This is a genomic window from Aureimonas psammosilenae (genome assembly GCF_009176975.1).
Lineage (GTDB): Bacteria > Pseudomonadota > Alphaproteobacteria > Rhizobiales > Rhizobiaceae > Plantimonas > Plantimonas psammosilenae.
Genome location: NZ_WEZG01000001.1, coordinates 766,455 through 778,558, shown reverse-complemented (window position 1 = coordinate 778,558; position 12,104 = coordinate 766,455). Strand labels below are relative to the sequence as shown.

Sequence of the window (12,104 nt, the reverse complement as noted above, 5' to 3'; positions counted from 1 at the left end):
CTCGGCCAGCGGCTTGCCCTGTTCGGCGGTGAGGATCGCGGCCAGATCGTCGGCGTTCTCGATCACGAGATCGTGCCAGCGCTTCAGGACCCCGGCCCGCTCCTTGGCGGTCTTCTTCGCCCAGTCCTTCTGAACCGCGCTCGCCGCCTCGATGGCGCGGCGCGTTTCATCGACACCCAGATCCGGCAGCACCGCCAGCACCGCCCCGTCGAACGGGTCCCGAACCTCGAAGCTCTTGGAACCAGCACCGACCCACTCGCCGGCCAGAAAAGCCTTCGAGACAAGAAGCGAGGGATCGCGAAGATCGAGAGAAGAAGCGGAGGTTTTCGGCAGAGCGGACACGGGGGCACGTCCCTTTGGTGATGGAGTTCGACGGCGTTAAATGCCGTATCGACACCCAAGATAGGCTGCCCGGCGCGCCATTTCGAACGCCAATCCTACGAATACGCAGCAGATCGTTCCAAAATGTCGCGGGAACCCGCGCGAATCGGAAGGGATTCCGTTGCCATGCCGACGCCCCAGACCCTTTTCGATCCCCCAAGGCGACCCCGCCCTCCTCGCGCAGCGAAGCGGGCGGCACTGGTGGCGACCGATCCGGGCCTCAGCGAAAAGGCACTTCTTGTTCACCGCCGCCTTTGCCCAGTCTATGGCTGCCCGATCTCTTATTTCCACGCTCTCGACCCTTTGAGCGAACTGGTTTCTTCGCTGCTTTCGCACCGGACGCGCAACGCCGATTCCGGTCGCGCCTTCAAGGCGCTGAGAAGCCGCTACCCGGGTTGGGAAGATGTGATCGCCGCTCCGACCGCCGAAGTGGAGGAAGCGATCCACGGCGTACGCTGGCCCGAGCAGAAAGCGCCGCGCATCCAGTCCTCGCTGCGGGCGGTGAAAGACAGAACCGGGACGCTGTCGCTGGATTTCCTGGCCGAGATGAGCGTCGACGCGGCGCGCGCCTGGCTTCAGGAAATTCCGGGCGTCGGGCCGAAGACGAGCGCGGCGGTTCTGTCCTTTTCCGTTCTTCGGATGCCGGCCCTGCCGGTCGATAGTCATCATCACCGCGTCGCCCAACGGCTCGGACTGATCGGGCCGGAGGTCGAGGTCGGTCCGTCGCATCCGATCTTGCGCGCGCAATTGCCGGCCGACTGGAGCGCGCAGGACCTTTACGACAATCACGAGGTGCTGATGCTACACGGGCAGAAGATCTGCCACCACCGCGCGCCGGCCTGCGGCGCCTGCGTCCTTGCCGATATCTGCCCGAGCGCCTTCGCGGTTCGCTGAGCGCCGCGCGAAGGCTCTATCCAAGCCGTTGTGTAACGGGTGCGATCAGGACGACAGCCCTTTTCTAGGATCGGATGCCGAACTGAATCAGCTTCCGGCGTTTGCTGCCCGAAGCGGCGAAGCCTACCAGGGCCGCATCCTTGTCAGGAGACCGTCGCGCTTGACGAACTGGTGGCGAAGCGCGCCGAGGACGTGCAGCGCGACCAAAGCGAGGATGGTCCAGCCGAGCGTCTCGTGGAGGTCGAACAATCGGTCGCTCATGTCCTCGTCCATTCCGACGAGATCGGGCAGCGGCAGGCCGAAGAAGCGGACCACATCGCCCGACAGCGCCGAACCGAGCCAGCCGATGGCCGGCATGGCCAGGAGAGCGAGATAAAGGCTGGCCTGAACGCCGGACGCCAGAAGCCGCTCCCAAAGTGGGGACTGTCGCGGCAGGGGATCAATGCGATGGGTCGCACGCCAGATGAGGCGGGCGCAGACCACCGCGAAAAGAAGGATGCCGAAGGAGCGGTGAACCTCCACCAAGGTCGCGCCGCTTGGGCTTGGCCCCAGCCAGTCGAAGGTCCAGGCCAGGCCGAAGAGCAAAGCGAGCAGGCAGACGGTTCCCCAATGGAACCAGCGAAGCGCGGCTGGCAGGGGACGAACGGGGGGCGGCTGCGCACGGCGATCGTTCGAGATTACCGACATGTATTGAAACGGCCCCATTGCGAACAAGATCGGACCGATAGCCTCACCCGTTCTTCTTTGCTCGAAGCTAGAGAAGACGCAGGAATGTGTCAACAAAACCAGCACGAATGGGAGACATCATGCGGATGAAGAAAGTATATCTATCGGTTGGCGCCATTGCGATGATGTTGGCATCGCCCGCCTTTGCGGCGACGAAAGTATCCGTCGAGCTGATCGGCGAGCGCGGCGGCAAAATGTCCATCAAGCTCGACAAGAACGAGGTCCCGGCGGGCGAAATCACCTTCGACGTGGTCAACGCCGCCATGCAGACCCCGCATGAGATGGTCGTCATCAAGCTCGACAAGGCGGGGCAGAAGCTGGAAGTCGATCCCGACAAGAACCGGGTCGATGAGGCGAAGCTGAACAGCATGGGCGAAGTGTCGGACCTCAAGGCCGGCAAGGGCGGGACCCTCACCGTCAATCTCGAACCCGGCTCCTACGAACTGATCTGCAACCTGAAAGGCCACGTGGCGGCCGGCATGGTGGTGCCCTTCACCGTCGCCAAGTAATCCGCGATTTGCCGTGCCGGGGACCCACGCTCCTCGGCACGCCATCATCCAAGGCAGCCCTCATACGGATCAGTTGAGCGGTGCCCGACTGTCATAAGGTCGGTGGTCCACTTTCCAGGCAAGACGCGGGGGCGATGCGGCCGGAAGGTCCTTCCGATATTTCGGCGTATCGAGAACGAGCTTGCAAGGCAGGATGAGCTTGAGGCAGCGGGCGCTCGAACTGCCGCGACGAGCCTCTTCGCAAGGCAAACGAACCATGCTGCATCCATGCTGCGATCGTTCGCCGAGCCCACCGAAAAATCGATGTGGTTCAACGTCATAGACCCGCAGCGATATGCGGCACCAACAGCACAGGCGTCGTGGTGCCTACCCAAGCGTAATCAATGTCATAGGGAAGGTGATGGTAGCGGGAGAGGGACTTGAACCCCCGACACGCGGATTATGATTCCGCTGCTCTAACCAACTGAGCTACCCCGCCAGCCTTCGGTGCCGAAGCACTGGATGGGGCGATATAGGTGCGCCGGAGCTTGCCTGTCAAGCGGCTCCAGGCGCGATCTCCGCTTGATCTCACGCCGTCGCCCCCTTAACCCCGCAGCGTTTCGAGGCCTTTGACGGGAGCTTACCATGGCGGTGCGGATCGCAGTTCTGGGCTGCGGACAATGGGGCCAGAACCATGTGCGAACGCTCGCCGAGATCGGCGCGCTCGCCGCCGTCGCCGACCGCGATGCGGAAAAGGCCGCCGCCTTCGGCGCGAAATACGGCGTCCCTGCCCTTTCGCCCGACGCGGCGATCGAGGCCGACGATATCGACGCTCTCGTTCTCGCCCTGCCCGCCAGCCTTCACGGCCCGACTGCGCGGCGCGCTTTTGCGGCCGGCAAGGATGTGCTGATCGAAAAGCCCATCGCGCTCGACGTCACCGACGCACGGCTGACCGCGGAGGCCGCGGAAGCGGCGGGACGCATCCTGATGGTCGGCCATGTCCTGCGCTTCCATCCGGTATTCGAGGAATTCACACGGCTCGTGGCGAACGGGCGGATCGGCATGCTTCGCCATATCGTGGCGCTGCGCCAGGGGCTCGGGCGCTTTCTCGGCATGGACGTGGTGTGGGACCTCGCGCCGCACGACCTGTCGCTCGTTCTGAAGATCGCGGGCGAAGCGCCATCCCAGGTGGAGGCGACGCGCCGCACGGTGCTCAGCGACGACACGGATATCGCGCAGATCGTCCTCGGCTTCCCGAGCGGCGTTTCGGCCGAGATCCAGGTGTCACGCGTGTCGCCCTATCGCGACCGCCGCTTCTCGGCGATCGGCACGGAAGGAATGCTGGTCTTCGACGATCTGGCGCCGGAAGGCCGCAAGCTCGCCTTCTACGGGCATGAGGTGAAGCGCCAACCGGACGGCACCATCGGCTTTCGCCATGTCGATCCCGAATATCTCGACACCGAGCCGGGCCTGCCGCTCGACCGCGAGCTTCGGCACTTCATCCGCTGCGTCGAAACGCGCGAGAGCCCGGAAACGGGCGCACGCGAAGCGGTCGAGACCGTGCGCCTTCTCGGTCTCGCTTCCCCGATCGGCTGAGGTTCAGCCGACCGCCGCGAGGCACGCTTCGTCTTCATGCATATTGAGGAGCGCGTCGGGAACGGAGCGCGCGATGAAGCCGCCGCCGAGAACGCGCGCGCCGGGCGCTTCACCATCGTAGAGCGCGGCGGCCTGGCCGGGGGAAACGCCCTCTTCCGGGTCGAGAAGTTCCAGAACCACCTCGCCATCGGCTTCGCGCACCAGCCGGGCGGGCGCCGGACGGCGGGTGGAGCGCACGCGCGCCAGCACGTCCCGCTCCTGACGGCCGCCGGACAGGAAACCCTCGTCGCCGAGCCAGTTCAGATCGCGCAGGATCAGGCGGCGCGTGGCGAGCGCCGAGCGCGGACCGACCACCACGCGCGCGCGGGCCGCTTCGATGGCGACGACATAGAGCGGTTCGGGCGCGGCGATCTTGAGGCCGCGCCGCTGCCCGACGGTGAAATGCACGATGCCCTCGTGCCGGCCGAGAACGCGCCCATCGACATGCACGATGTCGCCGGCGACACCGGCATCGGGCCGGAGCCTCCCGATGACGTCGCTGTAATGGCCGCGCGACACGAAGCAGATGTCCTGGCTGTCGGGCTTGTCGGCGACGGCAAGGCCGTGCGCTTCCGCCAGACGGCGCGTTTCAGGCTTGGTCAGGCGGCCGAGCGGAAAGCGCAGGAAGTCGATCTGCTCCTGCGTGGTCGCGAACAGAAAGTAGCTCTGGTCGCGGTCGAGATCCTGCGGCCGGTGCAGCGCGCGATGGGGCGAGCCGTCGCCGGCCATGCGGCTGTCGATGTAATGGCCCGTGGCGAGGGCATCCACGCCAAGATCCCTGGCGAGCGCCAGAAGATCGCGGAACTTCACCGTCTGATTGCACGCGATGCAGGGCACCGGCGTTTCGCCTGCGACATAGCTTTCCGCGAAGGGATCGATCACCTGCCGCCGAAAGGCTTCCTCGTAGTCGAGGACATAATGGGGGATGCCCAGCGTTTCGGCGACACGGCGCGCATCGCGGATGTCCTGGCCCGCGCAGCAGGCCCCTGCCCGGCGCGGCACCGCCCCCGAATCGTAGAGCTGCAGCGTCATGCCCACGACATCGTAGCCTTCGGCCTTCAAAAGCGCGGCCACCACGGACGAATCGACCCCGCCGGACATGGCGACGACCACGCGGCAATCTTCCGGCGCCTTCGGCAGATCGAGAGAATTCAACATTTTCGAATTTCCGGCGAAAAGGCCCTTCGGCCGTACGGCATGCCCCATTTAGCGACGGCCGATCAAAAAGCCAAATCCGTGGCGTCACTTGGGCGGAATCCGCGGCATCTACCGAAGAGTCAACGAAGCCGGCGGACGGGCTTTGATTCCGAATTCGTCAAGGGTTCTTATCGAATTATTACAGAGGGTTTAGCCGAATTTTAAAAGCAACGCTCTAGGCTCCGACATCAGATTGGTACTGTGAGTTTTGTTGAGAGTACAATGACCGATCAGATCAGACCCCGCGTGAAATACGTCATCGGGCCGGATGGAAGCCCGCTGACGATCGCGGATCTGCCCCCGCCCAACACCCGCCGTTGGGTGATCCGGCGCAAGGCCGAGGTGGTGGCCGCCGTGCGCGGTGGCCTTCTCAGCCTCGACGAAGCCTGTTCGCGCTACACGCTGACGGTGGAAGAGTTCCTGTCATGGCAGACTTCCATCGACAGCCACGGCCTTGCCGGCCTGCGCACCACGCAGATCCAGGAATATCGCAAGAAATACGATCTGCACTGAGATTTCCCGAAGAAATGCACGAAGGCCGGCGCAAGCCGGCCTTTTCGCTTTGGTGGACCTGTCAGGGAGAATGGGAAAGGGTGGAGGTTGAACGCGCTGTCGGTTCGGCTCCCCGACCCGCACGAAGCCGAAGGCAGTCGATCTGACTGGCCCGGCTCAGGCGGCTCTCGGGACGGCCTTTCCGCGACCGAGCCCCTCTCGGCTTGCTTGGGGCTTAGAACGTCAGGCGTTCAAGCGGGCGCGATGCGCAAAGCGGGCACAACGCTTCGGGCGCTCCTGCGGCAACGGGCAGGCGGACGGTCTCTGCGACCCGGCCGCGAAGGCCGGGCGATCGTCTCGATGACTTGAATTCTATGTCAGGCGGAGGCGCGGCGGTCCTCGGCCATCTCGTCGCGCATTTCGAGCTTCTCGGCGTTCAGAAGCTCGGCTTCGGCTTCTTCCTGCGAGATGCGGGCGGCGTTCAACTGAACGCGCAAATCCTTCACCGAATTCGTCAGGTTGTCGCGGCGCGCGCGGGCCGCCTTGGCGAAGGTCGGATAGGCGAAGTGATTCGTGTCGGTGATGCCGGCGCGCTTTTCCTCGCTCGCGATCTGCTGGTCGAGCTCGGCCGCCATGCGGCCGAATTCGGCCATCATCAGTTCGAGCTGTTCGACCTGACGGCGCTTCTCGCTGACCTTGAAGCGTGCGAGCCGCACGAGATTGTCTCTCTTCATGGGTTTTGCCCCCGCTCGTCGTGTCAGAAGATCCGCTTCATGCCGGACCGCGCGAGGAGGGTTTCAGGCAAGGCCTGCGGCTTAGTTTTAACCGTCCGTTTACGCGCGACGTTAATCATAGGAACGAGGGCTTAAGGCTGGGTAAATCCAGGCGAGCCAAGCGGTTGCAATCTTATACGCGATCGCGGGCCAGCCGGGTTCGAACAGCCGGGGTTTCCGAAAGGTTTCGTTTTCGGCGAATCGGTCGGGACCAGCACGGGATTTGTTAACCATTGCATGTCAGATTTTAGCAACGGACAAACGACTGATGGGAATGGCGCCGCCTTCGCCCGCGCGACGCCCCCCACGGAGAGGACCACCTGATGCGCGTTCTTTTGATCGAGGATGACAGCGCGGTCGCGCAGAGCATCGAGTTGATGTTGAAGTCCGAGAGCTTCAACGTCTACACGACCGACCTCGGCGAGGAAGGCGTGGATCTCGGCAAGCTCTACGACTACGACATCATTCTTCTCGACCTGAATCTCCCCGATATGTCGGGCTACGAGGTGCTGCGCACGCTTCGCCTTTCCAAGGTGAAGACGCCCATCCTGATCCTGTCGGGCATGGCGGGCATCGAGGACAAGGTTCGCGGCCTCGGCTTCGGCGCGGACGACTACATGACCAAGCCCTTCCATAAGGACGAGCTGGTCGCCCGCATCCACGCCATCGTGCGCCGTTCCAAGGGCCATGCCCAGTCGGTGATCGTGACCGGCGAACTGACCGTCAATCTCGACGCCAAGACGGTGGAAGTCGCCGGCCAGCGCGTCCACCTGACGGGCAAGGAATACGCCATGCTGGAGCTGCTTTCGCTCCGCAAGGGCACGACGCTCACCAAGGAAATGTTCCTGAACCACCTTTACGGCGGCATGGACGAGCCGGAACTGAAGATCATCGACGTCTTCATCTGCAAGCTGCGCAAGAAGCTCGCCAACGCCACCGACGGCAAGAACTACATCGAAACCGTCTGGGGCCGCGGCTACGTGCTTCGCGAGCCGGAAGCTGACACCCGCGCCGCCTGATCGGCGACAAGGGCGACAAAGAAAGAAGGCCCGCGATCCTTATCGGTTCGCGGGCCTTTTCATGTTTGAAGATGTCGCCGACGCTCAGGCGGCTTCGGCAAGGCGCAGATAGGTTTCGAGGCGCATGGACAAGGACATGCGGTCGAAGGGCTTCAGCGCGAAGCCGCTGGCCCCTGCCCGCTTCAGCCGGGTCATCTGGCCGAGATTGCTTTCCACGAGAAGCGCGATCACCGGCACGGCCGCTCCCCCTTCGAGGGCGCGCAGGCGCCGGATGAAGTCCTCGCCGCTCATGTCGGAAAGGTTGCCGGAGACGAGAACGAGGTTCGGCATGGTGTTCTCGGCCGCCGCCAGACCTTCCGCACCGCTGGCCGCTTCCGCCGTGGCGGTGTCGAAGCTCGCGATGATGCGCCCGGCGACCTTCCGCACGATGCTGGAATCGTCGATCACCAAACAGGTCCGCATGGGAGGCTCCGCCGAGGGGCGCCTCGTCCGATGAGGCGCCGTTTCATGGGCAGGACCTTAGCGCGGCGGCCTTTGCGCCTTTGTTCGGAGAACCCTTAAACTTCGAGCGATGCCGGTTTCTCTTGCCCCGAGTCGGCCGGCGTCACCTTGAACACGGCGCTGTCGCCTTCGCTGGTCAGCTCGACCTTCAGCTTGGCTTCGCGTGCCAGAAGCAGCGTGTAATAGGGCTGGACGCCATGCGCGTCGACGGCCTCGGCCAAGGGCTCGCCGGCCAGAAGCGCGCGGAACTTCTGGGGCACGCGCAAGGGCGTGCCGGAGGCCGTGACGGTGAAGCGCGGGGCGGCGCCGAGCGCTTCCACCTCGATCTTGACCTCGCGGCCGCGCGGCACGGATGCGTTGGCGACCACGAGCAGATTCAGCATCAGCTTGGCGATGTTTTTCGGCACATAGGCGCGCTCGCCCGACCACACGAGATTGGCGCGCTCGAAGGACATGAAGCCTTCCGCCACGGACCGCGCGTCGCCGAGATCGATCTCGGCGGTGGAGGAGCCGGACGCGCCATAGGCGATGCGGGCGAACTGCAGCTTGGCGACGGCGCTTTTCGTGGAGTTGCGCACGAGAGCCATGGATTCGGGATCGTTCGGCATCTCGTCCAGAAGCTCGAGCCCGCTTTGCACCGCGCCGACGGGCGAGATGATGTCGTGGCAGAGCCGGCTGGCGAGAAGTGCGGCGAGGTCCGGAGCGGAGACGGGTGGGAGTTCCATGGATCCTTGTTCCGTTCGGGCGTCGCGTGCGGGCGGCAGGTGCCGGGAGAATGATTCGCACGAGGTTGGCCGTCAACCATGTGCCGACCATCGCAATGCCGGCTGCGTTAGGCTTTCGGCAACCATGGCATGATCAAATACAGCGAATGTTGCGGTTCGGCCGCAGGATCGGGCGCATCCCGATTCGGCGCCGGCCAAATTCGTGAAGGAATGACCGCATGACTATCCTGCGCCGTATCCTCGCCCGCCCCATGGGGCGCATCATGCTGTTCGCCGCGCTTCTTCTGTCGCTCGGCCTGCCGGCGAAAGCCCAAGGTCAGAACGGCTATACGATCGGCGAGATCGTCAACGAAGGGCATCGCTTCTTCGGCGCCGCCTCCGGCGGCATCGCCAGCGTCATCGAGAAGGCTTTCGAGCGCTACGGCCTGCCGAACGGCTACATCCTCGGCGAGGAAGGGGCCGGCGCGATTTTCGGGGGCCTTCGCTTCGGCGAGGGCACGCTCTTCACCAAGAATGCCGGCGACCACCGCATCTTCTGGCAGGGCCCTTCGCTCGGCTTCGATATCGGCGGCGACGGCGCGCGCACGATGATGCTCGTCTACGACCTGCCTTCCGTGGAGGGCGTCTACGGGCGCTATGGCGGCGTGACGGGCAGCGCCTATCTCGTGGGCGGCGTCGGCATGACCGTGCTCCAGCGCGACAACATCGTGCTCGTGCCAGTGAAGACCGGCCTCGGCGCCCGGCTCGGCATCAATCTGGGTTACCTGAAGCTCACCCCTTCGCCGACCTGGAACCCCTTCTGATCCAACGCCTATCCGAAATCCCGACGGCCGCGCGGAAGATCATCCGGCGGCCGTTTTCGTTTGCGCCGTCCGCTGCCCGTGCTATCGCCTCAGGATCATGATCGCGAACGCCCTCGTCTTCCTTCTCGGTTTCGCCGTCGCCGCGCTTCTGGCGCTTCTCGTCGCGCCCATTCTCTGGCGAAAGGCGCAAAGCTTCGCCCGGCGCGAATACATGGCGACGCTGCCGGCAAGCGCGAACGAGATCCGCGCCGAGTTCGACATGGTGCGCGCCGAGGCCGCGATGAAGGTCCGGCGCGCGGAGATCGATGTCGGCGAGATGCGCGAGCGCGTCGCGGGTGCCTTGTCCGATCTCGGCCGCGCCCATGGCGAGATCGCCGATCTTTCCCGCGCCAAGCGCGAACTCGAAGGCGAGATCGAAGCCTATGGACGCGAGCGCGACAAGCTGCGCCAGACCTTCTCGGCCTTCGAGGACAAGGAACGCATCCTGAACAGTTCCCTGGACGAGGCGCAGCGCGACGGTTGGCTGAACGCCGAGGAGCTCGAAGCCCTCGCCCAGCGCTTCCGCGAGGTCTCGGATCTGGCCGAAGAGCGCAAGATCGAGCTGGTGGCGGCCGAAGCGCGCACGGAGCGCTTGACCGACACCCTGCGCTCCCTGGAACGGGCGAGCGTCGAGAAAGACACGCTGATCCGCCTCCTGCGCGCCGAAGCCGAAAAAGCTCCGACAGCAGCCAAGCCGCGTCAGCCCATGAAGGCCGGCGCGATGCCCGGCATGGCGACCGGAGCGCGACCGGCGTCGCCGGCGGCCGAGCGCCAAGCCATACCGACCCAGCCCGCTGCTTCGCTTCGCGAACTCCTCGACCGACCCCGGCCGGAACTCGGCCTTCCCGGCGCGCAAGGCGGTGATCCCACTGAGCGCCTGTCCGAGATCGCCGCCCATGCGATCCTCGCGGTCGCGACGCGCGAAGGCGAAACCTCCGCGCTTGCCGAAATCCTTGGCCGAGACGACATCGGCGAGGCACCGGCAAACGGCGTCAGCCTCGCGGAGCGGGTGCGCCGGCTCGCCGACGAGATGGCTCAGGCGGGCGAGGCGCCGCGCCGGGCCGAATAAATCCGCTGCAGCGCGATCGCCGCGCTGGTCGCGACGTTCAGGCTGTCGAAGCCCGGCACCATGTCGATCCGAACGCCTTCCATGCATGCCATCAGATCGGAGGGAAGCCCCTCCCCTTCCGTGCCGAGGAACAGCGCCGCCGGCCCCAGCCGTTCCAGACGCGAAAGATCGGGATCGCCTTGCGGCGACAGGGCGAAGGTTCGAAAGCCAGCGGCGCGCAACGCATCGAGCGCTTGGGCCGGGGCTAAACGCACGAACGGCACCTGAAGCACCGCCCCGACGGACACGCGAAGCGCCTTGCGATAAAGCGGATCGCAGCATTGGGCGTCCAGAAGAACGAGGTCCGCACCGAAAGCCGCGGCGTTGCGGAAGATCGCGCCGATATTGTCGTGATTGGCGATCCCGACCGCGACCACCACCGTTCCACCCTTCGCCGCGATACCCGCCAAGCGATCGGTGAGAGACAGGGGCTCGGTCGCCTCGCGCGCGACGCCATGCGCCAGAACGCCGCGATGAACGGCAAAGCCCGCGATCCGGTCGAGAACGGCATTGTCGGTGACGAGAACCGGTGCGTCCGATGGCATCCGCTCCACGATGTCGGCGATACCAGACAAGCGACTGCGCAGGGTGAGAAGGGCCGTCGGGCGAAAAAAGGGCGAGGATATCAACCCGCGCGCCACCACCGTTCCTTCCGCGATGAAGCCCCCGGAGCGCACCAGATCGCGCTCGCGGATGTCGCGAAACGGCTCCAGCGCGGGGTCGTCCGGGTTGTCCACGGTTCGCATTTCACCCATCGCCTCATCGCCCTTCCATCACGGCATGCGTCGCTGGTTTATCCATCTTGTCCGGAACGCGACGCCCGCTTCTTTACTTTCGTGGCCAAACCACGATGGAAATGGGGCCATGCAGCGCCGCACAGCCTCCCTTATCCTTTGCGCTTCGACGCTGGCCGCGTGCGGCCCACGCGTGCCGAGCATCGACCTGTCGGGCATGACGCTGCCCAAGCTCGAAATCTTCCGCTACGGCGTGGCGAACACGGACACTTCCACCGAACCCTATCGCCTAACGCCGCAGGACCTCGCCGCGGTCAAGTCGCAGTTCTCCGCCGCCTTCACCGATGGGCGCACATTGGAATTCGGTCCGGTTTCGGCGCGCCGCAAGCGCGATGGTGATCTTGCGATCTGCGGCTTGGTCAGCGTGCGCCGGCCGGACACGCGCGAAACCGGCATGAAGCTCTTCGACGGGTCTGCCAAGTTCGATTCTCTCGGCAGCCTCCGCTTCACGCCGTCCCGTCTCGCGGACGCCAACGCCAAGCCCATCGACATCTACGGAAGCTGCCGCGACCAGGGCGTGATCTGATCG

At 64.9% G+C, this 12,104-nt stretch carries 15 protein-coding genes and 1 tRNA gene; 8 read left to right on the top strand and 8 right to left on the bottom strand.

Annotated features, from left to right (window positions below; genetic code table 11):
* On the bottom strand, positions 1-342 hold a 342-nt coding region (locus F9929_RS03780), incomplete at its 3' end, for an aldehyde dehydrogenase family protein (protein WP_235918983.1).
* Positions 343-507: 165 nt separating this feature from the next.
* Here F9929_RS03780 and F9929_RS03775 point away from each other — a divergent pair.
* On the top strand, positions 508-1,275 hold the full coding sequence (locus tag F9929_RS03775; protein WP_152045168.1) for an endonuclease III domain-containing protein: 768 nt from the start codon (positions 508-510) through the stop codon (positions 1,273-1,275).
* A 123-nt stretch (positions 1,276-1,398) separates the two neighbouring features.
* Here the strand turns inward: F9929_RS03775 and F9929_RS03770 are convergent, their stop codons facing one another.
* On the bottom strand, positions 1,399-1,962 hold the full coding sequence (locus F9929_RS03770) for a cytochrome b (RefSeq protein ID WP_193227595.1): 564 nt from the start codon (positions 1,960-1,962) through the stop codon (positions 1,399-1,401).
* 125 nt (positions 1,963-2,087) lie between these two features.
* Between F9929_RS03770 and F9929_RS03765 the strand changes: the two genes are divergently transcribed.
* The gene (locus F9929_RS03765) at positions 2,088-2,510 is read left to right on the top strand and encodes a plastocyanin/azurin family copper-binding protein (RefSeq protein WP_235918980.1); all 423 of its coding nucleotides are present in this window, start codon (positions 2,088-2,090) and stop codon (positions 2,508-2,510) included.
* 401 nt (positions 2,511-2,911) lie between these two features.
* On the opposite strand, the gene F9929_RS03760 is transcribed toward F9929_RS03765, so the two are convergent.
* Positions 2,912-2,988 (bottom strand) — tRNA-Met (locus F9929_RS03760).
* 146 nt (positions 2,989-3,134) lie between these two features.
* On the opposite strand from F9929_RS03760, the gene F9929_RS03755 reads away from it, so the two are divergent.
* Positions 3,135-4,085 (top strand): Gfo/Idh/MocA family protein, encoded by a 951-nt coding sequence (locus F9929_RS03755; RefSeq protein ID WP_152045165.1) that lies wholly within the window; start codon positions 3,135-3,137, stop codon positions 4,083-4,085.
* Between the two features lie 3 nt (positions 4,086-4,088).
* Here F9929_RS03755 and mnmA read toward each other — a convergent pair whose 3' ends face one another.
* Positions 4,089-5,282: a tRNA 2-thiouridine(34) synthase MnmA gene (gene mnmA, locus F9929_RS03750; RefSeq protein ID WP_152045164.1), complete on the bottom strand. Its 1,194-nt coding sequence runs from the start codon at positions 5,280-5,282 to the stop codon at positions 4,089-4,091.
* Between the two features lie 261 nt (positions 5,283-5,543).
* Here mnmA and sciP point away from each other — a divergent pair, with 261 nt between their 5' ends.
* Positions 5,544-5,834, top strand: a complete 291-nt coding sequence (gene sciP, locus F9929_RS03745) for a CtrA inhibitor SciP (RefSeq protein ID WP_152045163.1) — start codon at positions 5,544-5,546, stop codon at positions 5,832-5,834.
* 356 nt (positions 5,835-6,190) lie between these two features.
* Here sciP and F9929_RS03740 read toward each other — a convergent pair whose 3' ends face one another.
* Positions 6,191-6,547: a flagellar export protein FliJ gene (locus F9929_RS03740; protein ID WP_152045162.1), complete on the bottom strand. Its 357-nt coding sequence runs from the start codon at positions 6,545-6,547 to the stop codon at positions 6,191-6,193.
* Between the two features lie 362 nt (positions 6,548-6,909).
* On the opposite strand from F9929_RS03740, the gene ctrA reads away from it, so the two are divergent.
* Positions 6,910-7,605, top strand: coding sequence for a response regulator transcription factor CtrA (gene ctrA, locus F9929_RS03735; protein WP_152045161.1), 696 nt, complete (start codon positions 6,910-6,912; stop codon positions 7,603-7,605).
* Positions 7,606-7,689: 84 nt separating this feature from the next.
* On the opposite strand, the gene F9929_RS03730 is transcribed toward ctrA, so the two are convergent.
* Positions 7,690-8,067: a response regulator gene (locus tag F9929_RS03730; RefSeq protein ID WP_152045160.1), complete on the bottom strand. Its 378-nt coding sequence runs from the start codon at positions 8,065-8,067 to the stop codon at positions 7,690-7,692.
* 95 nt (positions 8,068-8,162) lie between these two features.
* A complete protein-coding gene (chpT, locus tag F9929_RS03725; protein ID WP_152045159.1) occupies positions 8,163-8,831 on the bottom strand; it encodes a histidine phosphotransferase ChpT in 669 nt (222 codons plus the stop codon).
* 218 nt (positions 8,832-9,049) lie between these two features.
* Here chpT and F9929_RS03720 point away from each other — a divergent pair, with 218 nt between their 5' ends.
* Positions 9,050-9,634, top strand: a complete 585-nt coding sequence (locus tag F9929_RS03720) for a DUF1134 domain-containing protein (RefSeq protein WP_152045158.1) — start codon at positions 9,050-9,052, stop codon at positions 9,632-9,634.
* Positions 9,635-9,731: 97 nt separating this feature from the next.
* A complete protein-coding gene (locus F9929_RS03715; protein WP_152045157.1) occupies positions 9,732-10,742 on the top strand; it encodes a hypothetical protein in 1,011 nt (336 codons plus the stop codon).
* Here the strand turns inward: F9929_RS03715 and F9929_RS03710 are convergent.
* Positions 10,709-11,536: a TrmH family RNA methyltransferase gene (locus tag F9929_RS03710; RefSeq protein ID WP_152045156.1), complete on the bottom strand. Its 828-nt coding sequence runs from the start codon at positions 11,534-11,536 to the stop codon at positions 10,709-10,711. The genes F9929_RS03715 and F9929_RS03710 overlap by 34 nt on opposite strands.
* A gap of 109 nt (positions 11,537-11,645) precedes the next feature.
* Here F9929_RS03710 and F9929_RS03705 point away from each other — a divergent pair, with 109 nt between their 5' ends.
* Positions 11,646-12,101, top strand: a complete 456-nt coding sequence (locus tag F9929_RS03705; RefSeq protein WP_152045155.1) for a hypothetical protein — start codon at positions 11,646-11,648, stop codon at positions 12,099-12,101.
* The last annotated feature ends 3 nt before the right edge of the window (positions 12,102-12,104 follow it).